The organism is Tardiphaga sp. 813_E8_N1_3 (assembly GCF_051811025.1).
In the GTDB taxonomy this organism is placed as follows: domain Bacteria; phylum Pseudomonadota; class Alphaproteobacteria; order Rhizobiales; family Xanthobacteraceae; genus Tardiphaga.
Genome location: NZ_JBPWQE010000001.1, coordinates 3,033,808 through 3,048,205 on the forward strand (window position 1 = coordinate 3,033,808; position 14,398 = coordinate 3,048,205).

Consider the following 14,398-nt stretch of genomic DNA (forward strand, 5'->3'; position numbering starts at 1 on the left):
ATAGACGTGCGTTAGCGAACGATCACGGTCTTGGTGCGCGAACCGCGGCGATCCCAACCGTGATGGCGGTGACCGTAGTCGCGGTCGCGGCGCATATAGGCGCGGCTCTGGCGATAGCCATGACCGCGATGATAGCCACGATCCTGATGGTGATAACCACCGCCGCCGATCTGCACATTGATGCCCTGCGCAGACGCGGGGCCTGCAGGTGCTGCGACATAGAGAACGGCCGCAGCCGCCAGCAAAGCCAGTTTCTTGATCATGACAATTTATTCCTTCCTTTAAAAGTATCGTAGGACAAGTCGATGTTGTCCGGATGGTTCCGCATAATTCGTCGCGCGTGATCGAATCGCGCGAAATCGAAGACGTTTGTCGCGTGCATCATGCGCAACGGAACGGAACCGGCGCGAAACCTCGCCGTTGTCTTTGCATGACACAGCAGACAAAGAACCGCGCCTTCGACAAACAGCCAAAGCCCGATCAAAAAATTTCGCCGGCCGGGCCGCACGACAAGCCGGAACTGACCGACGAGAACAAGACGCCCGGCAGCGGCATCTTGCCTGACAAGGATCACAAGGAAGTCGAAGGTCCAACGGGATGACCGCGATCGGTCATCATGCCGTCACGGATTAGCATTAGACATTTATTAACCTTCTCGACTCACTGTGGAGTCAAGGAAGCGCGGACCGGATGTACGTCTGCGTTTGATGGCTCGGAGTTCGCTCCGGGCCATTATCTTTTTCTGGACCCGCCATGAGCTGCGAGATGATCGACGATGCACGCGCATCTCGCTTTGGGTTGAAACGCGTAAAGCTGAACGCCGCTCGCTGATCGAGCGAAATTATTCGTTCCCCCATCGCCGCAAAATTTGTGGTCGATATGCCATGAATTGGAACTGAACCTTCAAAACACCGACACGTTGACTTCTCGATACGAAGGAGAAGCAGCATGAAGAAGACAGCACTTATTCTTGCCACCGTCGCTGCCGTCGGCGCAGCGTCGATCGCATCGAAACCCGCGGAGGCCCGTGGCGGTCGCGGCGCCGCGATCGGACTTGGCATCGCAGCTGGCGCATTGGCAGCCGGTGCCTATGGCGCTTACGGCCCCGGTTACGGATATGGTTACGGCCCGCGCCACTACGGCCCGCGTTATGCCTATGGTCCGCGCTACGGTTACGGCGACGGCTACTATGGCGGTCCCCGCTACTATCGCAGCTACGGTTACTACTAACCGCGGTTGACTAAATTGACGAAGGCCCGGAGCATATGCTCCGGGCCTTTTTCGTCACCATCATCCAGTGTTCGCGCGCATCGCTGCTGCGTCGTTACTCGCCGCAAGTGCTTTAGTTACGCAGTGGCCTAGATACCAAACAGCCAAACAGCCGTGATGGTCGCAACCACCGCTAACCCGCTGATGGTCCAACCACCGTAATAGCCGATATCATCGTCATGCCGGATCTCCGTCGGACCATCTGCGGTATGCCAGTGACTTGCCATGCGAGCCTCCTGTTTTCAGGATAATCGGCTCGATGACCAAGAGTTCCATTGGCGCAAAAAAGACACCTCGGCGCCACCTGCCTGACCACCCTTCCAAAGGACATCGGGATTCGTGGCCACCGGCATCTGTGGCCAAAGGGTCACGACGGCAAGGATTCATTAAGGAGTGCGGCCGGGGCAATTGACGGAACCCGGAGCCGGGAGAAGTCTAATGTTTTCAGCGTAGAGTAGATTTTATGTTAGAGATTATTGTCCTCGGCTTCCTTGTTTGTGCGGCGGCTTATGTCGGGCTTCTCTGGTTCGCCGGACGGAAAGACGACGTAATTCACGGTGATTTCGTCGAACCGAAATCGTAAGGCCCACGTCACGAGAGCTCGATCGAGGCCGCCCAATCCAGGCGGCATCGCTCGCATGCGAGGCTTCTAATATCTTGAAATTATGTGGAAAAATGGTCGGAGCGAGAGGATTCGAACCTCCGACCCCTAGTCTCCCAGACTAGTGCGCTAACCGGGCTGCGCTACGCTCCGATGGGGCATCGTGTAGCTTCGATCCGTCCGAGGCGCAAGAAGCCTGAGCGGATTGAAACGGATTGGTTGTGGGACCGCAGCTAGCCGTCCTTCATCGCCGTATCGAGCGCCCGGCGCGCCGCCAGCAGCTCCTCGAGCACAGCTTCCAGCCGCTCGCGCTCCAGCCGGCGCTGCGGGTTCGGCCTTGGGCTCGGGACTGCAGCCGGTCTTGCGCTCTGCGTCGGAGCCGACATCGCCGGTTCGGGCCGTGCCGCAACAGGATTTGCCAATACGGGGTTTGCCCGCGACGGCGGCCGCTGCAGCAGTGGCTCCACGCGCGGCGACGCCGACGTCATCGGAGGTTCGCGGCGGCCGGCGACGGGAGCGGCAGCAGCTTCCTCCTCGTCTTCTTCGTCCTCAGCCTCTTCGTCCTCACCCTCTTCGCCGTCGTCCTCGTCGCCCTCTTCTTCCTCGTCCTCAGTGTCTTCGGCGTCAGCGTCGGCTTCGTCTTCAGCCGCTTCCTCGATCTCCTCGTCGCGTTCCGCCTCGTCCTCGGCCTCTTCTTCCTCGTGATCCTCTTCGACCACGGGACGCTTCGCCTGGACGCGCGGTGCGATGGCGGCAGACGTCGGCGCGAAGCTCGGCGCAGCGTGGCCATCGACCAGCCCCTGCACCGATTTGATGCCGTTCTCTTTCAGGATTCGTTGCACACCGCGGATGGTGTAGCCTTCGCCGTAGAGCAACCGGCGGATGCCACGCAGCAGATCGACATCGTCCGGGCGATAATATCGCCGGCCGCCGGATCGCTTCATCGGTTTGATTTGAGTGAACCGCGTTTCCCAGAACCGCAGAACATGCTGCGGTATATCGAGATCGTCAGCGACCTCGCTTATGGTTCGAAACGCATCCGGCGCTTTGTCCAAGTGCAGGATCCCTGTGGTTCGCCAAGTCTTTATTTAAACCTGGTTCTCTAGCTACTCGTCGTGATCTTTACCGTTGCCAACTGCGGTACTGTCGCCATTGATCCGCTGTTTCAGAATCGCCGACGGCTTGAATACCATCACTCGCCGCGGCGAGATCGGTACTTCTGTGCCCGTCTTCGGATTGCGGCCGATGCGCTCGCCTTTTTTGCGCACCATGAAGGAGCCGAACGACGACAGCTTCACTGTCTCGCCCTTCTCCAGACAATCCGTAATTTCTTTCAAAACCAGTTCAACAAACGCGGACGACTCCGTGCGCGAGAGACCTACCTTTTGGTAGACCGCTTCGCACAGATCAACGCGTGTGACTGTTTTTCCCGTGCCCGTCATCGCCTGCCCCAACTACTCTCGGCGAACCAAATTCGCGTCAGAAATTAGGAGGTTAACGCGCTCCGGTCAACAGTCACCATCGATGCAAAGGCATGGAAAATCATGACAATTTGAGATGTTGTCGATCTGCATCATCACCAGCGCATCACCAGCGAATGAGTGCAGACCCCCAGGTGAAGCCGCCGCCCATGGCTTCGAGCAGCACGAGGTCGCCCTTCTTGATGCGGCCGTCGTTTACCGCCACCGATAGTGCGAGCGGAATCGACGCCGCCGACGTGTTGCCGTGAAGGTCCACGGTCAGCACCACCTTTTGCGGTGCAATATGCAGTTTATGCGCCGACGCATCGATAATGCGCTTGTTGGCCTGATGCGGCACGAACCAGTCGATGGTCTCGGCGCTGGCACCGGTGGCTTTGAAGGCATCGACGATCACGTCGGTGATCATACCCACCGCATGTTTGAAGACCTCGCGGCCTTCCATGCGCAGGTAGCCCACCGTCTGCGTCGAAGACGGACCGCCATCGACGAACAGCTTTTCCTTGTGCCGGCCGTCCGAGCGCAAATGCGTGGTCAGCACGCCGCGATCGCTGGCTTCGCCGGGCTGCGTCTGTGCTTCCAGCACCACTGCACCGGCGCCATCGCCGAACAGCACGCAGGTTCCGCGATCGGTCCAGTCGAGAATCCGCGAGAACGTCTCCGCGCCGATTACCAGCGCACGCTTGCCGGCGCCGGTGCGCAGCAGGCTGTCGGCGGTGGTGAGTCCAAAGATGAAGCCGGAACACACCGCCTGCAGATCGAACGCCGCACCATGGGTGATGCCGAGCGCGTTCTGCACCGCAACGGCCGTCGCCGGGAACGTATTGTCCGGCGTCGAGGTCGCCAGCACGATCAGGTCGATGGACTGCGCGTCGACGCCGGCATTGGCCAGCGCCGCCTGCGCGGCCTTGATCGCCAGATGCGAGGTGAACTCGCCGTCCGCAGCGATGTGGCGCTGCTTGATACCGGTGCGCTGGACGATCCACTCGTCCGATGTGTCAACCTTGGATGCCAGTTCGGCATTGGTCAGAATCCGCTCCGGCAGGTAAGAGCCGCAGCCGAGCACGACCGAACGTATCGCAGTCACGAGACAGCCTCCTGCGCAGCCGGGCTCGCAGGGAGCGCTTGGCCGTCGCGGTTGAGCATTTGATTGATCTTGGTGAGAAGGTCGTAGCGGACCATGTCGTAACCGACATCCACCGCATAGGCGAAACCGTCGGCATTGGTGCCACCGTGGCTCTTCACCACGATGCCGCGCAGGCCGAGAAACACCGCGCCGTTGGACTTGTTCGGATCGACCTTGTCGCGCACCGCCTTGAAGGCGTTCTTGGCGAACAGGTAGCCGATGCGCGAGCGCCAGGTGCGGGCCATGGCATTGCGCAGATATTCGGCGAACTGGCGCGCGGTGCCTTCCGCCGCCTTGAGCGCGATATTGCCGCTGAAGCCTTCGGTGACGATCACGTCGGCATCGCCGCGGCCGATGCCGTCACCCTCGACGAAACCGACGAATTCGAGCTGCGGCAGGTTCGCGGTGCGCAGCAGTTCGGCGGCATCGCGGATCTCGTCGCCGCCCTTGATTTCCTCGACGCCGATATTGAGCAGGCCGACCGTCGGCCGGGCCAGATCGAACAGCGCGCTGGCCATGGCGCTGCCCATGACAGCGAGGGTCTTCAGATGGTTGGCGTCGCCGCCGATCGTGGCGCCGAGATCGAGCACGACCGAGTCGCCACGCGTGGTCGGCCAGATCGCGGCTAGGCCGGGACGTTCGATACCGTCGAGCATGCGCAGGCAAAAACGTGCCATCGCCATCAGCGCGCCGGTGTTACCGGCGGACACCGCGACATCGGCCTCGCCCTTCTTCACCGCCTCGATGGCCAGCCACATGGACGAGACCTTGCGGCCACGGCGCAGCGCCTGGCTCGGCTTCTCATGCATGCTGACAGCAACGTCGGTATGGATCACCTTCGATACGGCCTTCAGTGCCGGATGATTGGCGAGTTCTTTCTCGATCAGCGCGCTGTCACCAAACAGCAGGAACTCACTGTCGGGATGCCGGGTCAACGAAATCGCAGCGCCGGGAATGACCACCGATGCGCCTATGTCGCCACCCATGGCGTCTAGCGCGATGCGAACCTTTTTCGGCATGGACGTTCCGGAAACCTGTCTCTTGCGGCCTGTGACGCTCGTGGCCGCGGACGAAGTCTGCCGCATTGGGCGGCAGACGGCGAAGTTATGGCATTAACCCGATTTCGGCCGGGGACAATAGCGTTTCCGTGACCCGATACAACATCTTGACCGGGCGCTTTTGTCCCGCCAGCCGCACGGGGCGTGGAATCGGCCCCCGGTCTCAGCCCTTGCTCAGTTCTTGCCGGGTTTTTTGGATTTGGGCGTCTCAGGGGCCGTTTTCAGCGCTTTCAGGGCCGCAAACGGGTGCTCTTCCGGGTCCGGAACCTCGACCACCGGCTCGAACACCGCATCCGGCTTACGGGGATACGGGTCCAGTCCCAGAAACAGCGCGTCGGTCGCCAGTTTGCCGAGGTCGATGAAGCCGTTTTCGATCGGCTCCGGCGGGTCCGGGGTCTCCTCGTCGCTCTCGACGTCCTCGTCCACCGATTCGGCGAGTTCGCGAATCTGCGAGGGCGGCGCGAAAATCACGTCGATCTCTTCCTCGAAATCGGCAGCCAACGGGTCCAGCGTCACCACGCAGGTCTGCTCGACCTTGCCCCAGATACGACCGGTCACATGCACCGTGCCGCCCTTCACGGGGCTCAGCAGGAGTTCGCCTTTCACGGCGCCCACGCTGACGAGGCCGCCAAGTTCTGCGATCCGCTTGCGCTCCTCCGGCGTGGCCTCGATGTCGCGTTCCAGCCCGGTCTCCGGGATCTGAACCACGGCGATGGGCACGCTCCAGGGCGGCGTAATATCCACGGTGCGGTCGGGTTTGTTCATGTCGTTACCAAAGTCTCCGCAGGCGACGGGAAGTGCCACGCGCCTGATGTCAGTGTCGTTTGATCCAGCGTGCCCAGACGGGCATTCGCCGCTTCGACATAGACAGCGAGACGCCGGGCGTTCTCGATATCCATGCCATTATAGATATTCTTCGACAGCGCCGCCGCCAGAGGCTCCCTGCCCGCGACAAGCGCTGCGTCATAGGCGCCTGTCCGGCCGTAAAACGCATCGCCGAATTCCCGCATTTTCTTCGGCACCTTCATGTCGCTGGTGCCGAGTTCGCGCAGGTTGTCGTCCATATCGCTGCAGAACCTGTCGAAAAGTCCCTGCGACAACTCATCCTTGGGACTCATCCGGCGCAGCACCAGCCACATGTGAAGCAGCAACATATCGAAACGCCCGTTTACCGTATCTGGTGCTCCCAAGTCCCGATAAAACAAGGGTTCTCGCGCCTGCGCCACGATCATGCCATAGATGGCTTCAATGGTGCCGCGCAACGGCGCCGGGGGCTTTCTGAAGTGACTGAACGGCCAGACCATCTTGGGTTCCTCAGGCGGGCCTCTCGGGCACGCGCATGTTGCATTCAGAGGTTCTGCCCGGTACGTCAACGCCTTCCGGGATGCAAGTCTTTCGGAAGCAAGGCCTTCCCGAGAATCAAGAGGATGGGACCCCCTCCGCTATGACAATTTCGACCTCCACCAGCGCGAAGGCGCGGCTGACACGTGGCTGGCGCGGCATGCGCGCCGCACTCGCGGTCGCGGCCCTGTGCGTCACGCTGGGCGCCTGCGCCGAGCAATTCCAGAAGGGCTACATCCTGCCCCCCGGCGCGCTGGAGCAGATTCCGATCGGCGCCAGCCAGGATCAGGTCCTGATCGTGATGGGCACGCCCTCCACTGTCGCCACGCTATCAGGCGAAGTGTTCTATTACATCTCGCAGCGCGCCGAACGCGTCGTCGCGTTCATGCCGCAGAAGGTCACCGACCAGCGCGTCATCGCGATTTATTTCGACAAGAACCGCAAGGTGATCCGGCTCGCCAATTACGGCATGCAGGACGGCAAGATTTTCGACTTCATCAGCCGCACCACGCCGACCTCCGGCCAGGAAATGAGCTACCTCACGCCGCTGTTCAAGCTGATCAGCTTCCGCTAGGCGAAACTATCAAATCGCTGAATTGCAAAAGCCCCGCAGCACACGCTGCGGGGCTTTTCTTTACGCTGTGACCAACGTCGGCTTGCCCGCCACCATCTGCCTCACTACGATTTCAGCAAGATCAAAAACCAAAATGACACCATCGAGGGAAGAAGCTATGACCAATCTGGTTACCCGTCGCCGCGTACTCACCGGCGCCGCCGCGATCACCAGCGCCGCGATCCTGCCGCGTTCGAGCCTCGGCGCCGGTGAATGGAAGCCCACCGAAACTGTCCGCGTCATCGTGCCCGCTGCAGCCGGCGGCTCCACCGACGTGATGGGCCGTATGCTCGCAGCGCATCTGCAGCCGGTCTGGGGCCAGTCGGTGGTGGTGGAAAATCGCTCGGGCGGCGGCGGCACCATCGGCACCGCCGAAGTCGCGCGCCTCAAGGGCGATGGCCACACCATCCTGGTCGGCAATCCCGGCCCCAACGCCATCGCCTACAGCATCTTCAAGAACCTGACCTACAAGAGCGATCAGTTGCAGGCAGTCTCCAACATGATCAAGATTCCGAACATCGTCTGCGCGCATCCGAGCGTGCCGATCAAGACGATCCCGGAGCTGATCGCCTATATCAAGGCCAATCCGGACAAGCTGAACTATGGCTCGTCGGGCGTCGGCCAGAGCCCGCATCTCACCGGCGCATGGTGGTTGCAGCTCACCGGATTGAAGATGCAGCACGTGCCGTTCCGCGGTGCAGGCCCTGCGCTGCAGGCGGCCCTCGCTGGCGACATCCAGATCCTGTTCGACAATCTCTATCCGTCGCTGCCCCAGGTGCTCGACGGCAAGCTGACCGGCCTTGCCGTCACCACGCAGCAGCGCAACGCGCAAGCGCCTAACGTGCCGGCGATGCGCGAGACGGCGCCCGAGCTGGAGAAGTTCGACGTCGCGTCCTGGTTCGGCGTATTCTATCCGAAGAGCACACCGACCGAAGCCGTGACCTCGCTCAATGAGCAGATCAAGGTTCTGCTCGCCACCGATGCGACCAAGAAGACCATCGCGGCCATGGGCGCCGTGTCGGACTACGGCACGCCCCAACAATTCCAGACCTTCGTCGAGGCCGAGACGGCCAAGTTCAAGACCATCATCGACAAGGAAGGTCTGCAGATGGAGGTGAAGTGAGGCGCGCCTTACCTCGCTCTCCATCTGAGTAATCTGAACGAAAACCCCGCGGTTTACACCGCGGGGTTTTTCCGTCTTACTTCTCTTCTTCCATGGCAAAGGCGACGTCGCCATTGGCTGACAGCCGCACCTTGTCGCCCTCAACCTCAGCGACCAGACCGCCATCGATAAAGTGATGATGACCCTTGTGGCTGCCCTCGCCGCTGTCCTTCTTGGTCAGCTTGATGCGGTTGCCCTCGACCTTGTCGACCGTGCCGACATGGACGCCGTCGGCGCCGATGATTTCCATATGTTCCTTGATCTTGCTGAGCGCGCTCATGTCGTATCCTCTGATGTGGGGAATACTGAACGTGCGGCTGCGCAATAGGTTCAATCGCGATCCAGTGAGATCGGCGTCCCGATCATGCGCTCTTGTTCATCTTCTTGATCTTGGCGTCCTGCGCCTCGATCGCCAGTGTCAATTCCATGATCGCCTTGGACAAAAGCTCGGTGGCTTCCTTCTGATCCTGCGACTTGGCGGCGCGCAGCGCGTAGTTCTTGGCGGATGACAGCGACATTTGACGGCCCTCGTGATGATCCCGAGGCGAATTAGCCGAAGGCGTCATTCGCCGCAACCGGGTCGAAATCGGGGAATTACGCAGCGATCAACGGCGCTCCGCGTTGGCGTTGATGACCGCGAATATCTCGTCGGCGGATGCCGGCGGCGTGACGCCGAAGGTCTCGTCGAGAACCTGCTGCAACTCTGCAGCGCTGCCGAGCACGCGCTCAGACACCGGTTCGCCGTCAGGTCCCTCCGTGATCAGGTGGCGATTGACCAGTTTATAACGCCGGCCGTTGCTGACGCGCTCCATCACCAGCATCGAGGTGAAGGGCACGAAGGGACTGGTCGATGTGTACCAGTTGCCGAGCTCGTAATCCGACGGCAGTTGCGGCGCGAGGTCAAACACATACATCGTCCGCCAGCCATCCGCCCGCTTCACACTCAGCGACAACAGGCCATCCGCTTCGATCAGCCGATAGGTCCCCATCGCCGTTTGCTGCTCGGTCCCCGCGAGGAGCCGTAGAGGTGCATCGAGTATGCAGGCGCCAAAGCCGGTATCGGCCAGATAAGATCCGTCCGGAAGATCGACCTTCAGGAGCATGTGCGTCCTGGGGCCAAGCGGACTGTCCGGCGGCGCATTCCAGCGCACCCGGGCGCCGAGGCCCGTGACCTTGAAACCGATCGTCTCGAGCGCGGCTCGCAGCATCGCATTCAGCTCATAGCAATAGCCACCCCGTCGGCTTTCAATGAGCTTGTGCTGCAACGACGCCATGTCCAGCTTGACCGGCAGGCCCAGCAACGGATTGAGACCCTCGAAAGGGAGCGCATTGATGTGAGCGACATGAATGGCCGTCAGTGTCGCCAGATCCGGCGCAACCGGTCCGTCAAAGCCGATCCGCGCGAGATAGCGATCCAGCCGAAAAACATCCGTCATCATTTCTGCCTCTTGATCATCTCGCTCTGACATAGCCCATCCGACAGCAGCGGGCGACAACGTACCGCCTAAGCTGTCATTCCGGGGCGCGCGTCGCCGGCGAAGCCGGCAGAGCGCGAACCCGGAATCCCGAAGTGTTCAGCGCAAAACATGTCGAGATTCCGGGTTCACGTGCGCGAAGGCGCGCCCGCGCCCTCAGGCAAACCAATTGGTTTGCCGGGGAATGACAGCGTGGGGCGGCACGACAGTGTCTAAACATTTTTTCCTATCCACCATTGACAGCATCCCCATCAGGTTTATATTCCCCTACGTCCTGCCCCACCGAGAGGGGCGATCGCGATCGTCACGTTCGCGGGGTGGGATGCGGTGGACGCCGGAGATGCGGCGTCACGCGGTTCATGGGTGACGTCTGTCTTCGGGCAGGACGGATCTGCGCCAGCACTGCCACTGGCAAGGAGACGGCCGGCCTTCGGATGGAAAGTTACCCTGGACAGTGTGACGGACGACCAAGTCAAAACGTGTCCGGCCCAGTCGCTTGAGGCTCCCTTCCCATCGCCTTGGGACTTTAATTCGGTGATCGGATCGTTCGCTGAGGCAAAGTGCAAGCAAGTCGAAAAAACACCGCGGGCGGAACGCTGGGCAATCGCCCTGCGCCTCCGAAAGTCCTGATGCATTACCCTTGCGGAAGACCGCATTCGCATCAGGCCCAAGGGTGCAACGGGCACCCGGCGTTCCGCACGCCCTCTTGATTGAGGGTGGGAATGCAAGAGACGACGGCGCCCCCACGCCGCTAACAACAGGGGCGATGACGCATGTCCGAAGGGCAGTGGCTGTTTGACAGTTGCATCAGCGATGACGCGCAGGCGTCAGCGATATCCCTCCCCCTTGCGGGGAGGGTCGGCCGATAGGCCGGGGTGGGGGTGCCACGAGCGACGCCCTCACGTGGGGCACCCCACCCGTCACGTCGCTCGCAAGAGCTCGCGCCGCGCCTCCCCACTGCGCGGCTTCGCCGCTTGAGGGAGGGAAAAGGAAGAGCGCCGCTCCTCGACAACATCAAGCCACCGCAACCTCGCGCGGCTGAGTGATCGCGATATGCTGGCAATGCGCCACGGGTGTCGTACCGTTGGCCACGATGAGCGCATCGAGCTCGACGAATCGATGCCCCTTCTTCTCGTAATTGGCGGTCACCTTCGCCCGCGCGATCAACTCGTCATCGGTGTTCGCGGTCGCCAACAACTGCATCCTGCTGCCGACGTGAATCCACGGCCCGAGCAGCGCATTGTCCACCAGCACCTTGTTCATGATCCGCTGCAGCACGCCGGGATGCACGATGCCCTCGCGCAGGTACCGATCGTCGGCCTCGCGAACCTCACCCAGATATTCGGCAAGTCCATCTTCCGGCCAGACCCGCGGCGCGGTCCCGAGCCACTTGTCCAGCGCGTAGGAGTTGGCATCCACCGGCAGCCGCTTCGACACAGCCGCCGTATCCGGGAATTCATCCAGCGACGGCACCACCGGGAAAGCCGTCAGCGACGCCGTGCCGGTCGCGCGAATCTCGCCGCCACCCTCAACACTCAGCGCGAGCTCCTCGCCGGCTTCCTCGGCGATCACCTCGACGGTCTCGCCGTCATAGACCGGCTTGGTGAAACGGGCCTCGATCAGGCCACGCTCCAGAAAGTCCCGTCCCCAGTGCTGCACCGGTGGATGGATCATATAGGCCAGCACGTCGACGCCAGGCACCAATCCGCCGCTGAAGCCGAATTTCCGGGCGACAGAATCGTCATGCATCTTGTTTTCGGACTGTTTGGCGGTGTTAAACGCCTCAACACGGTACGGTTCGAGCCGTTTGGTCATGATTCCTCCCGAAAACTGCGCGAAATTGAGTGTTCGCCTTGGCAGGAGATGATACCCGTCACCATGTTCGAGGCAAGGCAACGGGCGGGGAACTGTCCCGCGTCAGCGCCGCACCGCCCACCCGCAAATGACTGCCTTTTCCTGGAACTTGTGACGCCTTGACCACACGTATCTATATCGACGCCGACGCCTGCCCGGTGAAAGACGAGATTTACCGCGTCGCCGCCCGCTTCAGCCTGCCTGTTACCGTTGTGGCCGGGAACTTCATTCGAATCCCGCAGGATCCGCTGATCGACATGGTGTCCGCCGGCGCCGGAATGGATGCCGCCGACGACTGGATTGCGGAACGCGCTCAGAAGGGCGATATCGTGGTCACAGCCGATATTCCGCTGGCCAGCCGCTGCGTCAAAGCGGGCGCCGCGGTGATCGCGCCCAACGGCAAGCCGTTCACAGAACAATCCATCGGGATGACGCTCGCGGTACGCAACCTGATGACCGATCTGCGGTCATCGGGCGAAATCACCGGTGGTCCCAAATCATTCGCGCCGCGCGACCGCTCGGCGTTCCTGTCGGCGTTGGATCAAACCATCCGCCGCATCCAGCGCGACCCGGCCTTTGCGCCCGCGCCGAAACAAAGTTGAACTGATCTTATGGCTCCTCCGCTTATCCAGCTGAAAGACATCTTCCTGACCTTCGGCGGCACGCCGCTGCTCAACGGCGTCGAACTCTCGGTGTCGCAGGGCGAGCGCGTCTGCCTGATCGGCCGCAACGGCTCCGGCAAGTCGACGCTCCTCAAAATTGTGGCGGGAATCGTCGAAAACGACAAAGGCAGCCGCTTCGTGCAGCCCGGCGCTACCGTGCAGTATCTGCCGCAGGAACCGGACTTTTCCGGCTATGCAACGACGCTCGCTTATGTCGAAGCCGGCATGGGCGACGGTCACAATATCTATCAGGCGCAGTATCTGCTCGAGCAGCTCGGCCTCACCGGCCACGAGAACCCGGAAAACCTCTCCGGCGGTGAAGCCCGCCGCACGGCGCTCGCCCGCGTGCTGGCGCCCGAGCCCGACATCCTGCTGCTCGACGAGCCGACCAACCATCTCGATCTCACCACCATTGAATGGCTTGAAGGCGAACTGGCCAGCCGGCGCTGCGCGTTGGTGCTGATCAGCCATGACCGTCGCTTCCTCAGCAATCTGTCACGCGCGACCGCCTGGCTCGACCGCGGCCAGATCCGCCAGATCGACAAGGGCTTCAGCGCGTTCGAGGAATGGCGCGACGACGTGCTCGCCGAAGAAGAACGTGACCAGCACAAGCTCGACCGCAAGATCGTCAATGAAGAACACTGGCTGCGCCACGGCGTCTCCGGCCGCCGCAAGCGCAACGTCAAGCGCCTTGCCGGCCTGCACGAACTACGCGCGCAGCGCCGCGACTATCGCGGCGCCACCGGCAACGCGTCGCTCGCCGCAGCCGAAGCCGAGAAATCCGGCAAGCTGATCTTCGAGGCCAAGAATATCTCGCGCACCTATGGCGACCGCAAGATCGTCGACGACTTCTCGATCCGCGTGCAGCGTGGCGACCGCATCGGCGTGGTCGGCCCCAACGGCGCCGGCAAGACCACGATGATCAACATGCTGACCGGCACCGAGCCGCCGGATTCCGGCACCGTCCGCTTCGGCGCCAATATCGAGATGGCGACGCTCGATCAGCATCGCGAAAGCCTCAACCCGAAGACCACGCTGGCGGAAGCCCTCACCGGCGGACGCGGCGATCACGTGATGGTCAACGGCCAGCCCAAACATGTGGTCGGCTACATGAAGGACTTCCTGTTCGGGCAGGAGCAGATGCGCACGCCGCTGGAAGTGCTGTCCGGCGGTGAACGCGGCCGGCTCATGCTGGCGCGCGCGCTGGCCAAGCCGTCCAATGTGCTGGTGCTGGACGAACCGACCAACGATCTCGATCTCGAAACCCTCGACGTGCTCGAGGAAATGCTGAGCGATTATCCGGGCACCGTGATCCTGATCAGCCATGACCGCGACTTCCTCGATCGCGTGGTGACATCGGTGATCGTGCCGGAAGGCAACGGCAAGTGGATGGAATATGCCGGCGGCTACACCGACATGCTGGCGCAGCGCGGCGCCGATTTGAAGCGCGAGGCGAAGACCGAGGCCGTTGCCGCCAGAGGCAATGGCAAGTCGGACTTGTCCAAGCCTGCCGCGAAGCGCAAGCTGAACTTCAAGGACAAGCACGCGCTGGACACCCTGCCGAAGGCGATGGACAATTTGCGCTCCGAAATCGCTAAGCAGCAGCGCCATCTCGACGATCCCAATCTCTACAAGAAGGATCGCAAGAAGTTCGACACCGCGACCGCTGCGCTGTCCAAGGCGCAAAAGGAATTACAGGATTCTGAAGAGCAATGGCTGGAGCTGGAAATGCTCCGCGAAGAAATCGAGAACGCCTGAT

The 14,398-nt window shown here is 61.6% G+C and carries 18 protein-coding genes and 1 tRNA gene; 6 read left to right on the top strand and 13 right to left on the bottom strand.

Annotated elements, in window-relative coordinates:
• Positions 1-11 precede the first annotated feature (11 nt).
• Positions 12-263 carry a hypothetical protein gene (locus tag AB8A33_RS14530; RefSeq protein ID WP_439093388.1) on the bottom strand — a complete coding sequence of 84 codons (252 nt, stop codon included), beginning with the start codon at positions 261-263 and terminating at the stop codon, positions 12-14.
• A gap of 167 nt (positions 264-430) precedes the next feature.
• Between AB8A33_RS14530 and AB8A33_RS14535 the strand changes: the two genes are divergently transcribed.
• On the top strand, positions 431-601 hold the full coding sequence (locus tag AB8A33_RS14535; protein WP_439093389.1) for a hypothetical protein: 171 nt from the start codon (positions 431-433) through the stop codon (positions 599-601).
• Positions 602-948: 347 nt separating this feature from the next.
• A complete protein-coding gene (locus AB8A33_RS14540; protein ID WP_184516113.1) occupies positions 949-1,230 on the top strand; it encodes a hypothetical protein in 282 nt (93 codons plus the stop codon).
• 128 nt (positions 1,231-1,358) lie between these two features.
• Here AB8A33_RS14540 and AB8A33_RS14545 read toward each other — a convergent pair whose 3' ends face one another.
• From AB8A33_RS14545 to AB8A33_RS14580, 8 genes are all read right to left on the bottom strand, one after another.
• Positions 1,359-1,496, bottom strand: coding sequence for a hypothetical protein (locus tag AB8A33_RS14545; RefSeq protein WP_439093390.1), 138 nt, complete (start codon positions 1,494-1,496; stop codon positions 1,359-1,361).
• A 449-nt stretch (positions 1,497-1,945) separates the two neighbouring features.
• Positions 1,946-2,023: transfer RNA gene (locus AB8A33_RS14550), tRNA-Pro, on the bottom strand.
• An 80-nt stretch (positions 2,024-2,103) separates the two neighbouring features.
• Complete coding sequence (locus AB8A33_RS14555) at positions 2,104-2,925, bottom strand: MerR family transcriptional regulator (RefSeq protein WP_439093391.1); 822 nt, start codon at positions 2,923-2,925, stop codon at positions 2,104-2,106.
• Between the two features lie 51 nt (positions 2,926-2,976).
• Complete coding sequence (locus AB8A33_RS14560) at positions 2,977-3,312, bottom strand: integration host factor subunit alpha (protein ID WP_120290178.1); 336 nt, start codon at positions 3,310-3,312, stop codon at positions 2,977-2,979.
• Positions 3,313-3,457: 145 nt separating this feature from the next.
• A complete protein-coding gene (locus AB8A33_RS14565) occupies positions 3,458-4,435 on the bottom strand; it encodes a beta-ketoacyl-ACP synthase III (RefSeq protein WP_068730934.1) in 978 nt (325 codons plus the stop codon).
• Entirely contained in the window at positions 4,432-5,493 is a 1,062-nt protein-coding gene (gene plsX, locus AB8A33_RS14570; RefSeq protein ID WP_439093392.1) for a phosphate acyltransferase PlsX, read from the bottom strand. Before plsX ends, AB8A33_RS14565 begins: the two co-directional genes overlap by 4 nt.
• Before the next feature lie 213 nt (positions 5,494-5,706).
• Entirely contained in the window at positions 5,707-6,297 is a 591-nt protein-coding gene (locus AB8A33_RS14575) for a YceD family protein (protein WP_439093393.1), read from the bottom strand.
• Positions 6,294-6,836 (bottom strand): ubiquinol-cytochrome C chaperone family protein, encoded by a 543-nt coding sequence (locus AB8A33_RS14580; protein WP_439093394.1) that lies wholly within the window; start codon positions 6,834-6,836, stop codon positions 6,294-6,296. The genes AB8A33_RS14575 and AB8A33_RS14580 overlap by 4 nt, the downstream gene beginning before the upstream one ends.
• 140 nt (positions 6,837-6,976) lie before the next feature.
• Here AB8A33_RS14580 and AB8A33_RS14585 point away from each other — a divergent pair, with 140 nt between their 5' ends.
• Positions 6,977-7,447, top strand: coding sequence for an outer membrane protein assembly factor BamE (locus AB8A33_RS14585; protein ID WP_439093395.1), 471 nt, complete (start codon positions 6,977-6,979; stop codon positions 7,445-7,447).
• 157 nt (positions 7,448-7,604) lie between these two features.
• Positions 7,605-8,609: a Bug family tripartite tricarboxylate transporter substrate binding protein gene (locus AB8A33_RS14590; RefSeq protein ID WP_439093396.1), complete on the top strand. Its 1,005-nt coding sequence runs from the start codon at positions 7,605-7,607 to the stop codon at positions 8,607-8,609.
• A gap of 76 nt (positions 8,610-8,685) precedes the next feature.
• Here the strand turns inward: AB8A33_RS14590 and AB8A33_RS14595 are convergent, their stop codons facing one another.
• From AB8A33_RS14595 to AB8A33_RS14610, 4 genes are all read right to left on the bottom strand, one after another.
• Positions 8,686-8,928: a DUF2171 domain-containing protein gene (locus AB8A33_RS14595; protein WP_068730941.1), complete on the bottom strand. Its 243-nt coding sequence runs from the start codon at positions 8,926-8,928 to the stop codon at positions 8,686-8,688.
• A gap of 82 nt (positions 8,929-9,010) precedes the next feature.
• Positions 9,011-9,166, bottom strand: coding sequence for a hypothetical protein (locus AB8A33_RS14600; protein ID WP_439093397.1), 156 nt, complete (start codon positions 9,164-9,166; stop codon positions 9,011-9,013).
• A gap of 87 nt (positions 9,167-9,253) precedes the next feature.
• A complete protein-coding gene (locus AB8A33_RS14605) occupies positions 9,254-10,084 on the bottom strand; it encodes an arylamine N-acetyltransferase family protein (protein ID WP_439093398.1) in 831 nt (276 codons plus the stop codon).
• 1,053 nt (positions 10,085-11,137) lie between these two features.
• The gene (locus AB8A33_RS14610) at positions 11,138-11,938 is read right to left on the bottom strand and encodes a hypothetical protein (RefSeq protein ID WP_439093399.1); all 801 of its coding nucleotides are present in this window, start codon (positions 11,936-11,938) and stop codon (positions 11,138-11,140) included.
• A 158-nt stretch (positions 11,939-12,096) separates the two neighbouring features.
• On the opposite strand from AB8A33_RS14610, the gene AB8A33_RS14615 reads away from it, so the two are divergent.
• The gene (locus AB8A33_RS14615; RefSeq protein ID WP_439093400.1) at positions 12,097-12,579 is read left to right on the top strand and encodes a YaiI/YqxD family protein; all 483 of its coding nucleotides are present in this window, start codon (positions 12,097-12,099) and stop codon (positions 12,577-12,579) included.
• 9 nt (positions 12,580-12,588) lie between these two features.
• A complete protein-coding gene (locus AB8A33_RS14620) occupies positions 12,589-14,397 on the top strand; it encodes an ABC-F family ATP-binding cassette domain-containing protein (protein ID WP_439093401.1) in 1,809 nt (602 codons plus the stop codon).
• Position 14,398 lies beyond the last annotated feature (1 nt).

Coding starts and splice junctions, on each gene's coding strand:
- AB8A33_RS14580 (WP_439093394.1), bottom strand. CDS start 6,836: ATGGTCTGGCCGTTCAGTCACTTCAGAAAGCCCCCGGCGCCGTTGCGC.
- AB8A33_RS14530 (WP_439093388.1), bottom strand. CDS start 263: ATGATCAAGAAACTGGCTTTGCTGGCGGCTGCGGCCGTTCTCTATGTC.
- AB8A33_RS14545 (WP_439093390.1), bottom strand. CDS start 1,496: ATGGCAAGTCACTGGCATACCGCAGATGGTCCGACGGAGATCCGGCAT.
- plsX (WP_439093392.1), bottom strand. CDS start 5,493: ATGCCGAAAAAGGTTCGCATCGCGCTAGACGCCATGGGTGGCGACATA.
- AB8A33_RS14560 (WP_120290178.1), bottom strand. CDS start 3,312: ATGACGGGCACGGGAAAAACAGTCACACGCGTTGATCTGTGCGAAGCG.
- AB8A33_RS14535 (WP_439093389.1), top strand. CDS start 431: ATGACACAGCAGACAAAGAACCGCGCCTTCGACAAACAGCCAAAGCCC.
- AB8A33_RS14575 (WP_439093393.1), bottom strand. CDS start 6,297: ATGAACAAACCCGACCGCACCGTGGATATTACGCCGCCCTGGAGCGTG.
- AB8A33_RS14620 (WP_439093401.1), top strand. CDS start 12,589: ATGGCTCCTCCGCTTATCCAGCTGAAAGACATCTTCCTGACCTTCGGC.
- AB8A33_RS14590 (WP_439093396.1), top strand. CDS start 7,605: ATGACCAATCTGGTTACCCGTCGCCGCGTACTCACCGGCGCCGCCGCG.
- AB8A33_RS14600 (WP_439093397.1), bottom strand. CDS start 9,166: ATGTCGCTGTCATCCGCCAAGAACTACGCGCTGCGCGCCGCCAAGTCG.
- AB8A33_RS14610 (WP_439093399.1), bottom strand. CDS start 11,938: ATGACCAAACGGCTCGAACCGTACCGTGTTGAGGCGTTTAACACCGCC.
- AB8A33_RS14595 (WP_068730941.1), bottom strand. CDS start 8,928: ATGAGCGCGCTCAGCAAGATCAAGGAACATATGGAAATCATCGGCGCC.
- AB8A33_RS14540 (WP_184516113.1), top strand. CDS start 949: ATGAAGAAGACAGCACTTATTCTTGCCACCGTCGCTGCCGTCGGCGCA.
- AB8A33_RS14605 (WP_439093398.1), bottom strand. CDS start 10,084: ATGACGGATGTTTTTCGGCTGGATCGCTATCTCGCGCGGATCGGCTTT.
- AB8A33_RS14585 (WP_439093395.1), top strand. CDS start 6,977: ATGACAATTTCGACCTCCACCAGCGCGAAGGCGCGGCTGACACGTGGC.